Annotated in this window: 10 protein-coding genes; 6 read left to right on the top strand and 4 right to left on the bottom strand. The window is 73.1% G+C overall.

Annotation, left to right across the window (positions count from 1 at the left end; all coding sequences use genetic code 11):
- The first annotated feature begins 72 nt into the window (after positions 1–72).
- The 5 genes from ACZ61C_RS04000 to ACZ61C_RS03980 all read left to right on the top strand — a co-directional run bounded on the left by ACZ61C_RS04000 (position 73) and on the right by ACZ61C_RS03980 (position 16,010).
- Positions 73–6,393, top strand: coding sequence for an amino acid adenylation domain-containing protein (locus ACZ61C_RS04000; protein ID WP_465302545.1), 6,321 nt, complete (start codon positions 73–75; stop codon positions 6,391–6,393).
- The gene (locus ACZ61C_RS03995) at positions 6,390–12,791 is read left to right on the top strand and encodes an amino acid adenylation domain-containing protein (protein WP_465302543.1); all 6,402 of its coding nucleotides are present in this window, start codon (positions 6,390–6,392) and stop codon (positions 12,789–12,791) included. Before ACZ61C_RS04000 ends, ACZ61C_RS03995 begins: the two co-directional genes overlap by 4 nt.
- Positions 12,792–12,913: 122 nt before the next feature.
- Positions 12,914–13,975 carry a guanitoxin biosynthesis L-enduracididine beta-hydroxylase GntD gene (gntD, locus tag ACZ61C_RS03990; RefSeq protein ID WP_465302541.1) on the top strand — a complete coding sequence of 354 codons (1,062 nt, stop codon included), beginning with the start codon at positions 12,914–12,916 and terminating at the stop codon, positions 13,973–13,975.
- An 11-nt stretch (positions 13,976–13,986) separates the two neighbouring features.
- Complete coding sequence (locus ACZ61C_RS03985) at positions 13,987–14,760, top strand: SDR family NAD(P)-dependent oxidoreductase (RefSeq protein WP_465302539.1); 774 nt, start codon at positions 13,987–13,989, stop codon at positions 14,758–14,760.
- A gap of 23 nt (positions 14,761–14,783) precedes the next feature.
- On the top strand, positions 14,784–16,010 hold the full coding sequence (locus ACZ61C_RS03980) for a cytochrome P450 (RefSeq protein ID WP_465302537.1): 1,227 nt from the start codon (positions 14,784–14,786) through the stop codon (positions 16,008–16,010).
- On the opposite strand, the gene ACZ61C_RS03975 is transcribed toward ACZ61C_RS03980, so the two are convergent.
- Entirely contained in the window at positions 15,967–16,494 is a 528-nt protein-coding gene (locus ACZ61C_RS03975) for a hypothetical protein (protein ID WP_465302535.1), read from the bottom strand. The genes ACZ61C_RS03980 and ACZ61C_RS03975 overlap by 44 nt on opposite strands.
- Positions 16,491–17,285: a thioesterase II family protein gene (locus ACZ61C_RS03970; RefSeq protein WP_465302533.1), complete on the bottom strand. Its 795-nt coding sequence runs from the start codon at positions 17,283–17,285 to the stop codon at positions 16,491–16,493. The genes ACZ61C_RS03975 and ACZ61C_RS03970 overlap by 4 nt, the downstream gene beginning before the upstream one ends.
- A 142-nt stretch (positions 17,286–17,427) precedes the next feature.
- On the opposite strand from ACZ61C_RS03970, the gene ACZ61C_RS03965 reads away from it, so the two are divergent.
- Positions 17,428–17,775 (top strand): phosphopantetheine-binding protein, encoded by a 348-nt coding sequence (locus tag ACZ61C_RS03965; protein ID WP_465302531.1) that lies wholly within the window; start codon positions 17,428–17,430, stop codon positions 17,773–17,775.
- Between the two features lie 31 nt (positions 17,776–17,806).
- Here the strand turns inward: ACZ61C_RS03965 and ACZ61C_RS03960 are convergent, their stop codons facing one another.
- Entirely contained in the window at positions 17,807–18,487 is a 681-nt protein-coding gene (locus ACZ61C_RS03960) for a response regulator (protein WP_465302529.1), read from the bottom strand.
- Complete coding sequence (locus tag ACZ61C_RS03955; protein WP_465302527.1) at positions 18,484–19,191, bottom strand: sensor histidine kinase; 708 nt, start codon at positions 19,189–19,191, stop codon at positions 18,484–18,486. The genes ACZ61C_RS03960 and ACZ61C_RS03955 overlap by 4 nt, the downstream gene beginning before the upstream one ends.
- Between the last annotated feature and the right edge of the window lie 163 nt (positions 19,192–19,354).

Raw genomic sequence — 19,354 nt, 5'->3', positions numbered from 1 at the left:
CCGGTTCGTTTCCTGGTCCCCGCGCCCCGCGCGCGAAAGCATCGGGCGTCCGCCGCCTGAGAGGAGCACCCCGTGCAGCAGGAAGGTGAACGGCACCGGACGAGTCCGCGCGGCCGGATCACGACCGTCGGCGCCCCGGTGCCGCTGACCGCCGCCGCCCGGGGTGTGTGGCTCGGGCAGAAGTTCGCCCCCGGCTCCGCCGCCTTCAACTTCGTGCGCCGCTTCGACATCCGGGGCGAGCTGCGGCCGGACCTGCTCGAGCACGCCATCCGGGTGGCCCAGGACGAGTGCCAGACCTTCGACGTCCGCTTCGACGACGACGGTTCCGGGCCGTACCAGGAATACCTCGGGCGGCCGAACGCGAGCTTCCGGGTCATCGACTTCGCCGACCACGCCGAGCCGGAAAAGGCCGCGCACCAATGGATCGACGAGCAGCTGCGGGTCCCCGTCGACCTGCGCCGGGACGTGCTCGCGGTGGACGTGCTGCTGAAACTCGGGGCGGCGCACCACTTCTGGTACAGCTGTTACCACCACGCGCTGATCGACGCGCACGGGCTGAACATCCTCACCGACCGCATCAGCGACGTCTACGCGGCCCTGGTGGCGGGCGCCCCGATCCCGGACGCGCCGCTGGGCGCCGTCGGCGTGATGGCCGTCGAAGAAGCCGCGTACGAGGCGTCCGAGCAGTTCGGGATCGACCGCGAGTACTGGCTCGCGCGCCTGGCCGACCGCCCGGAACCGGTCACCCTCGCGACCCGCGCTTCCCACGGCGGCACCGGCGTCCTGCGCGCCGAAGCCGTCCTGCCGCCGACCGAAAGCGCGGCGCTGGCGCGGCTCGGCCGGCAGGCGCGCGCCCCGTGGACCGCGGTGATGATGGCCGCCGTCGCCGCGTACCTCAACGGCCTGACCGGCCGGCGTGACATCGTCGTCGGCGTCCCGGTCGCCGCACGCCGCACGGACGCCGCGCGCACCACCCCGGCGATGCTGGTCAACGAGCTGCCGCTGCGGCTCGCGCTCCGGCCGGAGCTGACCGCCGCCGAGCTGATCGGGCACGTCACCCGCGAGCTCGGCGACCTGCTCACCCACCAGCGCTACCGGCACGAGAACGTGCGCCGGGACCTGGAGCTGCGCGGCGCCGCGGAGCGGCTGTTCGACGTGGTGGTCAACATCGTGCAGACCGGCGACCGGACGGCCCTCGGCGGTGTCCCTTGCACGGTCGACGTCCTCAACAGCGGCCCGGTCGGCGACCTCAACATCACCGTGCACCCCGCCGGCGGCGGCGCCGGCCAGGTCGTCGAGATCTCGGCCGACGCCGGGCGCTACACCCAGGACGAGGTGGACGCCCACCGCGACCGGCTGCTGGCGTTCCTGCGCGGCTTCACCCGCGCGGACGCGCAGACCCCGCCGTCCCGGCTCCCGCTGGTGACCGACGCCGAGCGCGCGCGGGTCCTGGGCGCCTGGAACAACACCGCCCGCCCGGTCCCGCGGACCACTCTCCCGGCCCTGTTCGAGGCGCAGGTGGCCCGCACGCCGGCCGCCGACGCCGTGGTGGCCGACGACCTGACGCTCGACTACGCGACGCTCAACGCCCGCGTCAACCGGCTGGCGCGGCTCCTGCTGGCGCGCGGGGTGCGCCGCGGCCGGTTTGCCGCCGTGGTCATGTCCCGCGGCCTGGACACCCTGGTGACGCAGCTCGCGGTGCTGAAGACCGGCGCGGCCTACCTCCCGGTGGACCCGACCTACCCGGCCGAGCGCATCGCCGGGGTCTTCGCCGACGCCGGACCGGCGCTCGTCGTCACCCACCGCGCGACCAGCCTCACCGAGCAGGGCGACGCGCCGTGGCTGTACCTCGACGACCCGGCGGTGGCGGCCGAGCTGGCCGCGTCCGACGAGCACAACCTGGACATCGCGCCGGCCCCGGCCGACATCGCGTACATGATCTACACCTCGGGGTCGACCGGCCGCCCCAAGGGTGTGCTGGTGCCGCACGCCGGCCTCGCGGACTTCGCGGCCACGCAGGTCGACGTCCTGCGGCCGCGGCCGGGTGAGCGGGTCCTGATGATCAGCTCCCCCAGCTTCGACCCGTCGCTGTGGGAGCTGTGCACCTGGCTGACGAGCGGCGGCTGCGCGGTCATCGCGCCGGCCCACCTGCTGCCGGGCGCGCAGCTGGCGGAGTTCGTCACCGCGCACGGCGTCACGTGTGTCGGCACCGTGCCGTCCGTGCTCGCGACGTTCGCCCCCGGCTCGCTGCCCGAAAACCTGATCATCGCGGTCGGCGCCGAGGCCCTGCCCGGTGAGCTGGTGCAACGCTGGGGTGACACGCAGCAGCTGCACAACGTCTACGGCGCCACGGAAAGCACCGTCTTCACGACGATGAGCCCCGCGCTGTCCGGCCCGGGCGTGCCGTCGATCGGCGCGCCGATCCTCAACGCCCGGGTGTACGTGCTCGACGACGCGCTCCGGCCGGTGCCGCCCGGGGTTTCCGGCGAGCTGTACCTGGCCGGTCCCGGTGTCTCCTACGGTTACCACCGCCGGACCGGGCTCACCGCCCAGCGGTTCGTGCCCGACCCGTTCGGCGCCGCGGGCACCCGGATGTACCGCACCGGTGACACCGGCTTCTGGCGGAGTGACGGTCAGCTGCACTTCATCGGCCGGACCGACCGCCAGGTGAAGGTCCGCGGTTTCCGCATCGAGCTCGGGGAGATCGAGACCCGGCTGGACGCGCACCCGTCGGTGGCCCGGGCGGCCGTCGTGGCCCGCGAGGAGCCGCCCGGCGTCCACCGCCTTGTCGCCTACGCGGTGCCGACGGACGGCGGCGTGGTCGATCCCGCGGCCCTGCGCGCCTGGGTCGCCGCGGCGCTGCCGGAGCACATGGTGCCCACGGCGGTCGTCGCGCTGGAAAGCTTTCCGCTGACCACGAACAACAAGATCGACCGGGACGCGTTGCCCGCCACCGGGTTCCGGGGCGCGACGGACGGCCGCGCGCCCCGCGACCGCGTCGAAACCGTGCTGTGCGAACTGCTTCACGACGTCCTCGGCGCGGTCGACGTCACCATCGACGACAACTTCTTCGACCTGGGTGGCGACTCCATCACCGCCGTCCGGTTCGCCGGGCGCGCAGTCCGGGCGGGGGTGGCCCTGACGCCGCAGGAGGTCTTCACCTACCGGACGGTGGCGACGATGGCCACCGCCGTCCGGGACTCCGACGCGCCCTCCGAAGACCACTCACTGCTGGGTGAGTCCGCTCCGGCGGAGTCGCCGGTGCTGCCGCTTTCGCCGTTGCAGCAAGGCATGTTGTTCCACACGGTGTTCGCGGCGGGCGACGGCGCCGACCCCTACATCGGGCAGAAGGTCTTCGAGCTGACCGGCGACGTTTCGGCGCCGGTGCTGCGCGCCGCCGTCACCGCGCTGGTGGCCCGGCACGACGCCCTGCGCGCCGGTTTCGACCACGACGAGCTCGGGGAGGCCCGGCAGATCGTCGCCGACACCGTGACGGTCCCGTGGGCCGAGCACGACCTGCGGGGCACGGCGTGGGAAGCGCGGCTCGCCGAGCTGCTGGCCGTCGACAAAGCGACGCGGTTCGACATGGCCGCGCCCCCGCTCCTGCGTTTCACACTGGTGACCCTGGCCGAAGACCGGCGCCTGCTGGTCTTCACCAGCCACCACATCCTCTTCGACGGCTGGTCGATGTCGATCATGCTGCGCGACCTGTTCGCCTGTTACGCCGCGGGCGGCAGCGGCGAAAGCCTGCCGACGGCGGTGTCCTTCGCGGCCTACCTGCGCTGGCTCGCCGGACAGGACCAGGAGCAGTCGGCCGACGCCTGGAAGCACTCGCTGGCCGGGTTCGAGCAGCCCGCTCTGGTGGCTGCCGGCGCACCGCCGTCCACCGCGATGCCCGCGCTGGCCGTGCACACGCTGTCCGAAGAGCTTTCGACGGCGTTGTCCCGCGAGGCCCGCGCCCGGAACCTCACGCTGAACACGGTGTTCCAGGGGGCTTGGGCGACAGTGCTCGGCCTGCTCACCGGACGCCGTGACGTCGTGTTCGGCACGTCGGTGTCGGCCCGACCGCCGCACCTGGCCGGGGTTGGCGACCTCGTCGGGCTCGTGATGAACACCGTCCCGGTGCGGGTGAAGCTGGCCGACGGCCACCGCCTCACCGACGTGCTCACCCAGGTGCAGGCCGAGCAGGCCGCGCTGACCCCGCACCACCAGCAAAGCCTGATCGACATCCAGCGTGACCTCGGGCTCGGCGAGCTGTTCGACACCACGATGGTGTTCGAGAACGCCCCCGTCGACCGCGACGCCATCCGCCGGACCGTGCCGGGCCTGCGGATCGCGATGACCGAAGCCGACCGCACCGGCGTCACCCACTACCCGCTCAGCCTGATCGTCTACCCGGGCGAGCGGCTGCGCCTGGAACTGACCTACCGCGGTGACCTGTTCGACGCCGGGCAGGCCGAAACGCTGCTGGCCCGCCTGACCCGGTTCCTCGAAGCCTTCGCGGACCGGCCGGAGATCCCGCTGGGCCAGGTCGACCTGCTCGGCGCCGAAGAACGCCGGGACCTGGTGCACCGCTGGAACTCCACGCACCACGACGCCGAGCCGGGCACGCTGCACGAGCTGTTCACCGCCCAGGTCCGGCGCACTCCGGACGCCGAGGCCGTGGTCTGCGGGACCGAGCGCGTCAGCTACCTCGAGCTCGACCACCGCGCGGCCGGGCTGGCCGCGGGTCTGGTCCGCCGGGGCATCGGGACCGGCGACGTCGTGGCGGTGGCGCTGCCGCGGTCGGTCGAGCTGATCGTCGCGCTGCTCGGGGTGCTCCGGTCCGGGGCCGCGTACCTGCCGCTCGACCCCGAGTACCCGGCGGAGCGCGTCCGGTCGATGACGGCCGACGCCCGGCCGGCGCTCACCATCGACAGCACCACTTTCGCCGAGCTGACCGACCACGACGAGCAGACACCCGACCGTGCGGTCGACGACGTCCACCCGGCGTACGTGATCTTCACGTCCGGGTCGACGGGGCGGCCGAAGGGCATCGTCGTCGCGCACCGCGGGATCGTGAACTACCTGCGCTGGAAACAACGGCGGTTCCCGCTGGCACCAGGTGAGCGGGTGCTGCAGCGGACGTCGATGAGCTTCGACCCCTCGGTGTGGGAGATCTTCTGGACCCTGCACGCCGGCGCGACGATGGTCATCGCGCGGCCGGAGGCCGACCAGGCGCCCGGGTACCTGCCGGACCTCATCCGCGCGGAAGGCGTGGGGACGGCCCAGTTCGTACCGTCCACATTGGAGTTGTTCCTGCTTGCGCCGGGAGCGGCGGAGTGCACGCAGCTGCGGCAGGTCTTCTGCGGCGGCGAGATCATGACCGCGGGGCTGGCCGAACGGTTCGCCCGCGTCAGCGATGCCGCGCTCCACAACCTCTACGGGCCCACGGAAGTCTCGATCTACACGACGTCGTGGCAGGCCGAGCCGGGTGCGGGCACCGCCGCCGTGCCGGTCGGGCACCCGGCGGACAACCTGCGGGTGTTCGTGCTGGACGGCGCCCTGCGGCCGGCCCCGACCGGCGTGCCCGGGGAGCTGTACATCGCGGGCACCGGCGTCGCGCACGGGTACACCCGCCGGTCGGCGCTCACCGCGGAACGGTTCGTCGCCGACCCGTTCGGCGCGCCGGGGACCCGGATGTACCGCACCGGCGACCTCGGCGTCCGCCGTCCGGACGGCGCGCTCGCCTACCTCGGCCGGGCCGACCACCAGGTGAAGATCCGCGGGCACCGGATCGAGCTCGGGGAGATCGACGCGGCGGTTTCGGCCGCCGAAGCGGTCCGGCAGGTCGCGACGATCGTCCGTGAAGACAGCCCCGGCCGGCACCACATCGTGTCCTACGTGGTGCCGCGGCCCGGCGCCGAGATCGACGTCCGGAGCGTGCGGGACCGGGCGGCGGCCGTCCTCCCCGAGTACATGGTCCCGGCCGCCGTCGTGGTGCTGCCGGTGCTTCCGTTGACCCCCAACGGGAAGCTCGACCGGGCGGCGCTGCCGGCCCCCGGGGTCACCACGGCCAGCGAGCGCCGCGAACCGCGGGACGACCGCGAACGCCTGCTGTGCAAGCTGTTCGGCGAGGTGCTCGGCCGGACGCGGGTGGCCATCGACGACAACTTCTTCGACCTCGGCGGGGACTCCATCGCCTCGACCCGGCTGGCCGGGCGGGCCCGGGTCGCCGGGCTGGCGCTCACCCCGCGCGACGTCTTCCGCCACCGCACGGTCGCGGCGCTGGCGGCGGTCGCCGGCGCCGCCGGCCCGGACACCGCGGCCTACGTCCCGCCGGCCGCCCCCCTGCTCACGCTGGACGCCGATGAGCTCGCCGAACTCGAAGCGCAATGGGAGACCCAGAAATGAAGCCGACCTCGTTCGAAGCGGTGCTGCCGCTGACGCCGCTGCAGGAGGGCATGCTCTTCCACGCGCTCTACGACGGCGAAGGCACCGACTTCTACAACGTGCAGGTGCCGATCGAGCTCACCGGCGACCTGGACGCGGACCTGCTGCGACGCTCGTGCGAGCTCGTCGTCGCCCGGCACCCCGCGCTGCGGGCCGGGTTCCTGCAGCGCCGGTCGGGTGAGCCGTTCCAGGCGATCGCGGCGAAGGTGCAGGTTCCGTGGGCCGCCTTCGACCTCAGCGGGTTCGGCGAAGCCGAGCAGCACCCCCGGCTGGTCCGGCTGCTGACCGAGGACCGCGAGCGCCGGTTCACGATGACGAACCCGCCGCTGCTGCGGTTCACGCTGGTCAAGCTGGCGCAGCGGCGGCACGTGCTGGTGCTGACCAACCACCACATCCTGCTCGACGGCTGGTCGATGCCCGTGGTCGTCGGCGATCTCTTCCGCATCTTGCGCGCCGGCGGTGACAGCTCCGGCCTCGAAGCGGCCGCGCCGGTCGGGGACTACCTCGGCTGGCTGGCCGCGCAGGACCGCGGCAAGGCCGAAGCGGCCTGGACGGCGGCGATGGCGGGCCTGGAGCAGCCGACCCTGCTCGGCCGCGGCCAAGCCGCCGGCGAACACCGGCAGCAGCGGGTCCGGCTGGAGCTGTCCGGCGAGCTGTCGGCCGCGCTCACCGAGACGGCCCGCTCACGCAACCTGACCGTGAACACGGTGGTGCAGGGCGCGTGGGCGCTCCTGCTGGGCATGCTGACCGGCCGCCGGGACGTCGTTTTCGGGTGCACGGTGGCGGACCGGCCGCCCGTGGTGCCCGGCATCGAGCGCATGGTCGGGCTGCTGATCACCACAGTCCCGGTCCGGGTGCGCGTCGACCCCGCCGAGCGGGTGTCCGCGCTCCTGGACCGGATCCAGGACGAGCAGGCGATGCTCGGGGAGTACCACCAGCTCGGGCTCGCGGACATCCACCGGGTGAGCGGGCACGCCGAGCTGTTCGACACCACGATCGCGTTCGAGAACTACCCGCTCCCGCCGTCGGCCGGCGGCATCCCGGGCCTCGGCGTCGCGCTCGCCCAGGGCATCGTCGAGGACGTGCCGGAGGGCACCCACTACCCGCTCAGCCTGGCTGTTTTCCCCGGCACACCGACAACTTTCGAGCTGAACTACCGCGCGGACCAGTACTCCGAAGCGGCCGCGCAAACACTGGTGGACCGGCTCGCCCTGCTGGTGCGCCACATCGTCGAACGGCCGGACACCGCGGCCGGCGCGGTGCCGCTGCTCACCGAGGACGAGCACCGGCGGGTGCTCGAAGAGTGGAACCCGCCGGCCGGCCCCGCCCCTTCCGGCACGCTGGTCGACCTCTTCGAGGCGCAGGCCGCGCGCACTCCGGACGCCCCCGCGGTCACCTGCGGCGCCGAGCGGCTGACCTTCGCCGAGCTGGACCGCGAAGCGAACCGGCTCGCCCGGCGGCTGACCGCGCTCGGCGCCGGGCCCGAGCGGTACGTCGCCATGGCGCTGCCGCGGTCGGCCGGCGCGGTCACCACGCTGCTCGCGATCCTCAAGGCCGGCGCGGTGTACGTGCCGGTGAGCACCGAGCAGCCCGCCGGCCGGATCGCCGCCGTGTTCACCGAGCTGTCCCCCGCGCTGGTCGTCACCACCGGCGAGATCGCCGCCGGCCTGCCCGGCGCGGACATCCCCCGGCTGCTGCTGGACGAACACCCGCACGACGGCGAGCCGGACGCGCCCCTCACCGGCACCGGCCTGCGCCCGGACAACCTCGCGTACGTCATCTACACCTCCGGGTCGACCGGACGGCCCAAGGGTGTCGCGGTCGAGCACCGCGCCCTGGTCAACATGTTCCACAGCCACCACGACCACTTCTTCGCCCCGGAGACGGCGGCCGCGGGCGGCCGGCAGCTGCGCGCGGCGCTCACCAACTCCCTGGTGTTCGACGCGTCGTGGAGCCAGCTGCTGTGGATGGTCGCCGGGCACGAGCTGCACCTGGTCGAGGACACCGTCCGGACCGACCCCGAGGCCCTGCTGGACTACGTGCGCCGCCACTCGGTCGACGTCCTGGACACCACCCCCAGCTTCGCCCGGCAGCTGATCTCCGCCGGCCTCTTCGACACCGGCGTCGGCACGCTCGCCCTCGGCGGGGAAGCGATCGACGACGCCCTGTGGACCCGCCTGCGCGCCGCGTCCGGCGTCTCCGTCTACAACCTGTACGGCCCGGCGGAATGCACGATCGACGCGATGTACAGCCGCGTCGCCGAGCACGACCGCCAGGTGATCGGCCGGCCGGCGGACCACCTGCGCGTGGTCGTCCTCGACGACAGCCTGCGGCCGGTCCCGCCCGGGGTCGACGGCGAGCTGTACCTCGCGGGCGCGGGTCTCGCCCGCGGTTATCTCGGCCGCTCCCCGCTGTCGGCGGAGCGGTTCGTCGCCGACCCGTTCGCCGCGGACGGGTCCCGGATGTACCGCACCGGCGACCGCGGGCGGTGGCAGGCCGACGGCGTCGTCGCGTTCACCGGCCGGGCCGACGACCAGATCAAGATCCGCGGGTTCCGGGTCGAGCCGGCCGAGATCGAGGCCGTGCTGGACGCGGCCGAGGCAGTCGACCGCAGTGTGGTCGTCGCCCGCGAAGACCGGCCGGGCGTCCTGCAGCTGGTGGCCTACGTGACCGGGAAGCCCGGCGCGAAGGTGGACTCGACGGCGTTGCGCACCGCGGTCGCGGCCGTTCTCCCGGCGTACCTGGTCCCGGCCGCGGTGGTCGAGCTGACCGCGTTGCCGGTCACGGTGAACGGCAAGGTCGACAAGGCCGCGCTGCCCGCGCCGAGCTTCCGCGGCGAAGAGGGTGGGGTGCTCCCGCGCGACGACCGGGAACGGCTGTTGTGCGAGGTGTTCGCCGAGGTCCTGCACGTCGACACGGTGGGCGTCCACGACAACTTCTTCACCCTCGGCGGCGACTCGATCCTGTCGATGCAGGTGGCCGCGCGGAGCCGGCGGGCCGGGCTGGACGTCAGCCCCCGGGACGTTTTTGTGCACCAGACGGTCGCCGCGCTCGCCGCCCGGCCGGTCACCACCGGCCCGGCCGCCACCGAAGCGCCGCCGTCCGGACCGCTGCTCACCCTCACCGAGGACGAACAGGCCGAGATCGACACGCGGTACCCGGACGCGGCCGAGGTGTGGCCGCTGACACCGTTGCAGCAGGGCATGAGCTTCCACGCGGTGCTGGCGCCCGACCGGATCGACCCGTACCTCACCCAGCAGGTGCTGGAGCTGACCGGCGAGCTGGCGCCCGCCGTGCTCCGGTCCGCCTTCGACGCGCTGCTGGCGCGGCACGCGAACCTGCGCGCCTGCTTCACGCGCCTGGGCTCCGGCCGGTCGGTGCAGGTCGTGCTGCCGTCGGTGACGATGCCGTGGCGCGAGCAGAATCTCGCCGGGCTGGCCGCGGCGGCGCAGGAGACGCGCGTCGAGGAGCTGCTGGCCGAGGAGCACGACCGCCCGTTCGACGTCGCGAGCGCGCCGCTGATGCGGGTGCTGCTGGTCCGGCTGGCCGCCGACCGGCACCTGCTGGTGCTCACCGACCACCACATCCTGCTGGACGGCTGGTCCCTGCCGCTGGTCTTCCGCGACCTCTTCGCGCTGTACGCCCGCGGCGGTGACGGCACGTCGATGCCGGCGGTCAGCCCGTTCCGCGACCACCTCGCCTGGCTGTCCACAAAGGACACCGAGGCCGCCGGACGTGCCTGGGCCGAGGCGCTCGCCGGCGTCGACGAGCCGACTCTGGTAGCCCCGCAAGCCGATCTGTCCACGTCCGCGGCGGAAGCTGTGGTGACGGAGCGGCTGTCCGCGGCGGCCACCGCCCGGCTCACCGAGGCGGCCCGCACCGCGGGCCTGACCGTGAACACCCTGCTGCACGGCGCCTGGGCCATGACGCTCGAGCAGCTGACCGGCCGCCGGGACGTCGTTTTCGGCGCCTCCGTCTCCGGGCGGGCGCCGGACCTGCCCGCCGCGGGCGAAGTGGTCGGGCTGGTCATGAACACGGTGCCCGTCCGGGCCGTGCTCGACCCGGACGAGCCGCTCACCGCGGCGCTGGCCCGGATGCAGGCCGAACAGGCCGAGCTCATCGCCCACCACCACGTCGGGCTGCCGGAGCTGCAGCGGCTGTCCGGGCTGGGCGAGCTGTTCGACACCATCGTCGGCTTCGAAAACGCCCAGACCGACCACTCGCCGGTGCAGGAACAGGTGCCCGGGCTGGGCATCTCCCTGCGTGAGCCGACGGTCGCCGGAACCGCGCACTACCCGCTTCGGCTGCTCGTGCGGCCGGGTGAGGAGCTCGACCTCAAGCTGCTCCACCGCACCGACCTCTACACCCCGGAGGCGGCAGCGGGCCTGCTGACGCGCGTGCTGCGGGTGCTGACGGCGGTCGTCGAGGCGCCGGAAACGCCGGTCGGACGGCTGGAGCTGCTGAGCGAGCCGGAACGCGAGGCCGTGCTGGGCGACTGGGCCACCGGCGCCCCCGCAGAGCCCGCCGCGACCATCCCCGCGCTGTTCGCGGCCCGGGTGGCCGCGCACCCGGACGCGCCCGCCGTGCTCACCGGCTCCGAGACGCTGACCTACGCGGAGCTGGACGCCGAGTCCAGCCGGCTGGCCAGGGTGCTCCTCGACCACGGCGCCGGCCCCGACCGGATCGTCGCGGTCATGCTGCCCCGCAGCGCGCGGCTGGTGGTGACCATCCTGGCGGTCTGGAAGACCGGCGCCACGCACATGCCGGTCGACGCCGGTTACCCGGCCGAGCGGATCGCGTTCATGCTCGCCGACGCCGACCCGGACCTCGTCCTGACCGGCGGAGTGTCCGCGGACGCCGTGGCCGGGACCCCGCCGGACCGGATCCTGTCCCTCGACGAGCTCGTCGTCCCGGCCGGCGTCTCCGCCGCCGAGGTGACCGACGAGGAGCGGCCCCGCCCGCTGCTGCCCGCTTGCGGCGCGTACGTGATCTACACGTCCGGTTCGACCGGCCGGCCCAAGGGAGTGCTCGTCACGCACGCCGGCCTGGCGAGCTTTGTGGCCACCCAGCGGCGGAACCTGGACCTCGGGCCCGGCCGGCGGGTGCTGTGGTTCGCCTCGCCCAGCTTCGACGGCGCGATGGGTGAGCTGAACACCGCGCTGCTGAGCGGGTCCTGCGTGGTCGTCGGTTCCTTCGAGGAGATGCTGCCGGGTCAGCCGCTGGCGGACTGGGTGGCGCGGACCGGGGTGCACTGCCTGACGGTGCCGCCGTCCTCACTGGCCGCGATGCCGGACGGCAGCCTGCCCGATGACGTCACGGTTGTCGTCGGCGGGGAGATCTGCCCCGCGGACCTGGCCGGCCGCTGGTCCGCGGGCCGCCGCATGCTGAACATCTACGGCCCCACCGAGACGACGATCGTCGCGACGATCAGCGAACCGCTCACCGGCGAGGAACCGCCGTCGATCGGCCGGCCGGTGACCGGCGCCCGCGTCCACGTGCTCGACCACAACCTGCGACCCCTGCCCGCGGGTGTGCCCGGCGAGGTCTACATCGCCGGGAGCGGCTTGGCCCGCGGGTACCTGCACCGCCCGGCGCTCACGGCCGGCCGGTATGTCGCCGATCCCTTCGGCGGCCCGGGTTCCCGCATGTACCGCACCGGCGACATCGCCCGGTGGCGACCGGACGGCCGGCTCGACTACGTGCGCCGGGCCGACGACCAGGTGAAGATCCGCGGCTTCCGCGTCGAACCGGGCGAGATCGAAGCGGTGCTGGCCGCCGCTCCGGGCGTCCGGCACGCCACGGTCGTCGTGCGCGAGGACGTGCCCGGCGTCAAGCAGCTGGTCGCCTACGTCCTCGCGGAGCGACCCGGTGAGCTCGACCCGGCGGCCCTGCGCGACCGGGCCGCCGCCCGGCTGCCCGAGTACCTGGTGCCGGCGGCCGTCGTCGAGCTCGACGCGTTGCCGACCACGCCGCACGGGAAGCTGGACCGGGAAGCGTTGCCCGCGCCCGGTTTCGGTCCGTCGGAAGGCAGCCGGGCCCCCCGCGACGAGCGGGAAGCGCTGCTGTGCCGGCTGTTCGCGGAGGTCCTCGAGCTCGACGCGGTCGGCATCGACGACAGCTTCTTCCGGCTGGGCGGCGATTCGATCATGTCGATCCGGCTGGTCACCGCGGCGCGCAAGGCCGGGCTGGACATCTCCCCGCGGGACGTCTTCACCCACAAGACCGTGGCGGCGCTGGCGGGCATGGCGCCCGAAGCCGTGGCGGTCGCCGACGAGCCGGACGAGCAGGACGGTCCGCTGATCGACCTGGACGAGGACGAGCTCAACGAGTTCATCGCCCACTTCGGCACGACCTTCTGACCCGGGCGGAGACCACCGCGGGACCCTGCCCGCGCTCCGCTCGTGACTCTCGCCGGGCCACCGGCACAGGACCACCTCACCACCCCGGCCGATCCGGGCAGAGTTTCGCGAAAGGACCGAAGATGACAACTCAGCCGTTGTCCGCACCCACCCCTGTCCAGGATCCGGCCGGCGTAGAGCCGCGGGAGTACGTGCTGCCGCCCGCGGAAGCCGCCGAGCTGCTCGCGCTCGTCCCGCGGGTCGAGGAGATCTGCGGCGACCCGCTCGCCGAGTCGTTCTACGACCGCGTGTGGCAGCTGGCTTCGCAGCTGCCGGCCGGCCTCCGCGGGTTCCTGGAGGACTTCCGGCGGACCGAGCCGGCCGCCGCCTGCCTCATCCACGGCATCCCGGTCGACGACACTCGGATCGGGGCCACCCCGCCGCACTGGCGTGACGCGATCACCACGACGTCCGCGCGCACGCAGGAGATCATCCTGGCGCTGTGCGGCACGGTGCTCGGCGAGCCGTTCGGCTGGGCGACGCTGCAGGAGGGCAGCATCGTGCAGAACGTGCTGCCCATCCGCGGCGACGAGAAGAAGCAAAGCGGGTACGGCAGCGAAAGCCTGCTGGAGTTCCACACCGAGGACGGTTTCCACCCGAACCGGTGCGACTACCTGATGCTGCTGGGCCTGCGCAACGCCGACCGGGTGCCCACGATCGTCTCCTCGGTCCGCGACGTCCGCCTCGACGACCGCGACTTCGAAGTCCTGTCCGAGGACCGGTACTACATCTTCCCGGACGCCGAGCACATCCGGCAGCTGGCGACCAGCGACCCGGCCCACCCCGCGCTGGAGAAGCTGCGCCGCATGGTGGCTTCGCCGAAGCCGACCAGCGTGCTCTTCGGCGACCGGCAGTTCCCGTACATGCGCATCGACCGCCCGTTCATGCGCTGCGCCGACGACGACTGGGAGGCGGCCGAGGCGCTCGACCGCTTCATGGCCGAGCTGACGCGGGCACAGCAGGAGGTCGTGGTCGGCCCCGGCACGCTGCTCATCGTGGACAACTACCTCGCCGCGCACGGCAGGCGGTCGTTCCAGGCGCGCTACGACGGCACGGACCGCTGGCTCAAGAAGCTGACCATCAGCCGCAACCTGCGCCGCAACCTCGCGGGTGTCAGCGCCGGCCGCCACCGCGTCATCATCTGAAGGGGACGACCATGCGCACGATCATCGTCACGGGAGCGTCCAGCGGCATCGGGAAGGCGACCGCCGAGCGGTTCGCCGACGGCGGCGACCGCGTCGTGAACTTCGACGTCGCCAAGCCGGAGGACACCGGCCGGCTCGGCGACGGGCCCGGTTCGATCAGCTGGCTCGAGGTGGACGTCGCCGACTGGCCGGCCGTCGGGGAAGCCGTCGAATCCGTGCACGCGGAGGAAAACCGGCTGGACGTCGTCATCGCCAACGCCGGGATCAGCATCCGCGGCGGGGTGCTGGAGATGACCGAGGCGGACGTCCGGCGCACGATCGACGTCAACCTGATGGGCGTGCTGGCGCTGTGGCGGCACGCGGCGCCCCTCATGCTCGAACAGGGGCACGGGGTGCTCCTGGCCACCGCGTCGGTCAACGGCTCGCGCGGCTACCCGCTCTACGCCGGGTACAACGCCACCAAGGCCGGCGTCGCGTCGCTGTGCCAGACCTTCGCGATGGAGCTGAGCCCGCTCGTGCGGACGGGGTGCGTCACCCCCGGCGCGGTGCTCACGCCGATGCAGCGCGCGGAGTACACCGACGAGATGCTGGCGGAGGTGAACGACCGGATCCCGGCCCGCCGGCACGCCGACCCCGCGGAGATCGCCGCGGCGTTCCACTTCCTCGCCTCCGCCGAGGCGTCGTTCTTCACCGGGCAGGAGCTGGTGGTGGACGGCGGCGAGACGGCCGGCGCCACCACCGCGTTCTTCCCCGGGCCGACCACCCCGTCGCCGCGGCGCGGCTGAGCAAGGAAGGAAGCCCACCGGTCATGGACACCCGCACCGTTTTCGACCCGGCCGAGCTCGACACGATCGACCTGGCCGACCCCGTCCTCCACGCCACCCGCGACCTCACCGAGGTCTGGCGCCGGCTGCGCGCCGAGGCGCCGGTCTACCGGCATCGCGCCACGGAGCGGGGCGAAGCGTTCTGGGTGGTCACGCGCCGGGACGACATCGCGAACATCTACCAGGACAACACGTCGTTCACCTCCGCCCGCGGCAACATGCTCGACACGTTGCTGCGGGCGAACGACTCGGCGGTGGGCCGCATGCTCACCGTCACCGACGGGCCCGACCACACCGCCCTGCGCGCTGTCCTCACGAAGCCGTTCACGCCCCGCGCGTTGACGGCGATCGTGGACAGCGTGAAGGGCGGCACCCGCTGGCTGATCGAGAACGCCGTCCGGCGCGGGGAATGCGACTTCGTCTCCGACGTCGCCGCGCACATCCCGCTGGCGGCGATCTGCGACCTGCTGGGGGTGCCGGACGCGGACCAGCGGCACCTGGTCGAGCTGACGTCGTCGACGCTCGCCTCCGCCGACGGCCCGCCCACCCCGGAAAGCACGTGGACCGCCCGGAACGAGCTCCTGCTTTACATCTCCGAACTGGCCGAAGCCCGCCGCGCCGAGCCGCTCGAGGACGTGCTGAGCGTCCTAGTCGACCAGGAGGTGGCCGGCCGGAAGCTGTCGCACGAGGAGATCATCTTCAACTGCTACAGCATCATCATCGGCGGCCTGGAGACGACGAGGTTCGCGATGGTCGGCGGGGTGCACGCGCTCGCCGGCCACCCGGACCAGTGGCGAGCCCTGCGCGCCGGGGACGTCGGCACGGCGGCCGCGGTCGAGGAGGTGCTGCGCTGGACGACCCCGACGCTGCACAGCGGGCGCCGGGCCGCGACGGACCTGCTGCTGCACGGCGAGCTCATCGAAGAGGGCGACATCGTGACCCTCTGGAACGCCTCGGCGAACCGCGACGAGCGGGCCTTCGCCGAGCCGGACCGCTTCCTCCTCGGCCGGGAGCCCAACAAGCACCTGACCTTCGCGCACGGGCCGCACTACTGCATGGGCGCCTACCTCGCGAAGGCCGAGCTCCACGCGCTGCTGGAGGCGTTGCGGGAGCTGGTGTCCGAGATCCGGGTGACCGGACCGGCCCGGCGGGTGTTCTCGAACTTCCTCAGCGGGTACTCGACGATGCCGGTCGAGCTCGTGCCGCGGTGACGCCGGGCGCGCGGCGGAGCATGATCCACTGCTGGACGCCCAGGGTGACGCCGACGCCGAGCCAGAGCGCGTTGCTGTTGAACGCCTCGCCGAAGCCGAGGGACTCCACGGCGCCGAGGCCCAGCCGCGCGACGACGGTGAGGATCCACAGGACGAGCGTCGTGCGGCCGCCCTTGCGCATCAGCTTCCCGGTGTCGTCCCGCCACATCGGCATCGTCCGCCCGCGCAGCACGCCGAAGAGCGCCGAGACCAGCAGGCCGACGACCAGGAAGACGATGCCGACGGTGGTGAGGCTGGCCGGTCCCGGCGGCAGGAGCCCGCGCAGGATGAGCAACGCGACCCACAGGAAGGTCTGGTTGCGGACCTCGCGCGCGCTGAACTGGCTCACGATGACTATCGCCGCGACGACCACGATGACGGCCGTGTTGATCAGGAGGAAGATCGGGTCGTCCGGCGCCAGGGGCGCGGCGGCGATCGAGGTCATGCGTGCACCTTTCGCGGTTCGTCCGGCCACACTCCCGGCGGCAGTACGGTCTTCAGCGCCGTGATGACGGCGGCCGGTCCGGTGCGCGGGAAGTCGTGCCCGCCCGCCAGGACCGTCAGGGAGAACTCGCCGGCCGCGCAGGCCGACCACGCGCCCAGCCCGGCGGCGGGGACCACGCGGTCCTCCGTGCCGCCCAGGACGTGCAACGCGCTGCGCAGCGGGACCGGGTCCGCCGTGAAGTGGGACTCGGCGAGCGCCAGGTCGGCCCGGATCGCCGACAGCGCCGAACGCAGGTAGTCCGGGAACCGGAACAGCTCGCGGGGGATCCCGTCGTGGGCGACCAGCCAGCGGACCAGCTGCTCGCCGCTCGCGTTCCCCAGCCGTTCGGTCGGCTCGACCTGGGGAGCGCGCGACGCCGCCACCACGACAGCCAGCGGCGGCCGGTCGCCGTCCCGCTCGATCCGCCGGGCGAGCTCGTAGGCGAGCATCCCGCCGAAGCTGTGCCCGAACAGCACGTACGGCAGCCGGAACTCACCGGCCAGGCCGGCGTGCAGCTGGTCGGCGAGCTCGTCGACGGTACCCGGCAAAACATCGGCAACTCGGGTGCCGCGGCCGGGCAGCTCGACGGGCGCCAGCTCGACCCCGACCGGCAGGTGCGCCCGCCAGCCAGTGAACGACCCGCTCCCGGCCCCGGCCTGCGGTAAGCAGACCAGCCGCAACGACGGCCGCGCGGTCGCGACGCGGCCCACGACCCAAGCGTCCGACAGCTGCGTCGCCGTGTCACCGTTCATGGTTCGAGGGTGACCCGCCCGCCGGGAACCCTCCAGGCAAATCCGCGGCAATCCGGGGGCAAGTGCGCGCCGGGCCGGCGGCCGGGCGGTGTTGCCGCGCGATTGCCTGGGATGCGGGCGCCGCGGCGGCCAGGATCGGGGCATGACCGATTTCGCTCCCGTGCTCGACGCCGAACTGGTCCCGGACGTGATCAGCCGGCTGGTGTACCTCGTCGCCCCGATCAAGGCCGACGACGTCGGCCCGAAGTCCCGGCTGATCAACGACCTCGGTTTCCACTCGCTGGCCCTCGCCGAGCTGGGCTTCACGGTGGAAGACCTCTTCACGATCGACACCCTGCCTCCCGAACGGACGATGTCGCTGGAGACCATCCAGGACATCATCACCCTGACGAACGAAGAACTCGCCGACGGCGGGGCCACCCTGCCCAGCGTCGCGCACCTGCAGTCGATCTTCAGCCGCTTCGGCGGCGAATGGCCCGCCGTGGCCTGACCGGGCGCCGGGCCGCCTTGCCGCGTCCCGGCTAGCCCGGCCGGCCCGGCTCCTCGTCGACCGGCACCTGGGCCAGCCCGTGCCGGAACGCGAAGCTCACGGCCTGGGCGCGGTCGCGCAGGCCCGCCTTGGCGAACAGGTTGTTGATGTGGGTCTTCACCGTGCCCTCGGTGACGTACAACCGCTGCGCGATCTCGCTGTTGGACAGGCCTTCGGCGATCAGGCCCAGCACCTCGGCCTCACGCGGGGTCAGCGCGTCGACCGCCGCGGCCGGCTTGCGCTCGGCCGTCGCCAGCTCGGTGAGCCGGCGCTGCACGGCGGGGTCGAGGGGCGCCTCGCCGCGCATCACCGCGTGGATCGCCGCGGAAATCTCTTCGCCGCGCGAATTCTTGGTGAGGTAGCCCCGCGCGCCCGCGCGCAACGCCGCCAGGATCGACTGGTCGTCGGCGTAGGTGGTCAGCACCAGCACCTCGACGCCGGGAAACCCGGCCCGGATCCGCCGCGTGACCTCGATGCCGTCCATGTCCGGCATCCGCAGGTCCATCAGCACGACGTCCGGGCGCTGTTCTTCCACCAGCCGCAGCGCTTCCGCGCCGTTGCCCGCGTCGCCGGCGACCACCAGGCCGGGCAGCAGCCCGACCACCAGGACCAGCCCGTGGCGGACGACCTCCTGGTCGTCGACCACGACGACCCTGATCGGCTCCCCGCTCATGCCGGCAACCGGATCCGCACGGCGAACCCCGGCCCGGCCGGCGCGACCCGCACTGTGCCGCCCACAGTTCCCACCCGTTCCCGAATCCCCATGAGTCCCAGCGCCACTCTCGACACCAGTGCGACCTCCGTGTCATTTCCCGCCGGATCACCGGATCCGCCGTAAACGACGAGCTCACAATACACCGGGTTCCGGTGGAGAGTGACTCTCGCCGACGCCCCCGGAACGTGCCTGCGGATGTCGTCCAGCACTTCTTCGGCGCCGCGCAACACCATCAGGCGGTATTGCGCCGGCAGTTGTTCCGGGTCGCCGCTGATCAGCACCGGACATTCCCGGCCGGTGTTCCGCGCGAATTCCCCGGCCAGCCACCGCAGCAGCTCCCCGACCGACGCGCGCGGCGCGGCGGTCGAGCCCAGCACGTAGGTGGCCTCGGCGAGGCCCGACCGGGCGAGCTCACCCACCTGCGTCACCTGCCTCAGCACCTCCTCACCCGCGCCTCCGTCGAGCAGCAGCAGGCGAACGCCCTCCAGGCTCACGACCTGAGCCGAAAAGGCGTGCGCCAGCGCGTCGTAGCTCTCGGCGATCAGCCGTGGACGCCAGTTCCCGGCGTCGTCGGCCCGAGGGCGGGGCCGCAGGACGCCGAGCGCCCTCGAACCCCACCGGATCGCCGCGAGCCGCGCTCTTCGTGCCCGGTTCCTAGCCACGCCCCGATCGTAAGCGGGCGCCGGGCGCCCGGCTTCCACCTCGGGACAGGGACGTTCTCCACCCGTGGGAGGAGAACTCCCCTGCTCGGCAATCGATCGGCAAGTGACCGGCAAGGGGGACGCCACCCGTGAAGGCGCTCCCTACGATCGGCCTCACACCGCA

The organism is Amycolatopsis sp. NPDC104587 (assembly GCF_055583645.1).
The sequence above is the reverse complement of the archived record's forward strand: the minus strand, read 5'-3'. Positions and strand labels throughout refer to the sequence as shown.

What these genes read in the sequence shown, in the direction of transcription:
- gntD (WP_465302541.1), top strand. Translation starts at nt 12,914, where the DNA reads ATGACAACTCAGCCGTTGTCCGCACCCACCCCTGTCCAGGATCCGGCC.
- ACZ61C_RS03975 (WP_465302535.1), bottom strand. Translation starts at nt 16,494, where the DNA reads ATGACCTCGATCGCCGCCGCGCCCCTGGCGCCGGACGACCCGATCTTC.
- ACZ61C_RS03960 (WP_465302529.1), bottom strand. Translation starts at nt 18,487, where the DNA reads ATGAGCGGGGAGCCGATCAGGGTCGTCGTGGTCGACGACCAGGAGGTC.
- ACZ61C_RS03980 (WP_465302537.1), top strand. Translation starts at nt 14,784, where the DNA reads ATGGACACCCGCACCGTTTTCGACCCGGCCGAGCTCGACACGATCGAC.
- ACZ61C_RS03965 (WP_465302531.1), top strand. Translation starts at nt 17,428, where the DNA reads ATGACCGATTTCGCTCCCGTGCTCGACGCCGAACTGGTCCCGGACGTG.
- ACZ61C_RS03995 (WP_465302543.1), top strand. Translation starts at nt 6,390, where the DNA reads ATGAAGCCGACCTCGTTCGAAGCGGTGCTGCCGCTGACGCCGCTGCAG.
- ACZ61C_RS03985 (WP_465302539.1), top strand. Translation starts at nt 13,987, where the DNA reads ATGCGCACGATCATCGTCACGGGAGCGTCCAGCGGCATCGGGAAGGCG.
- ACZ61C_RS03970 (WP_465302533.1), bottom strand. Translation starts at nt 17,285, where the DNA reads ATGAACGGTGACACGGCGACGCAGCTGTCGGACGCTTGGGTCGTGGGC.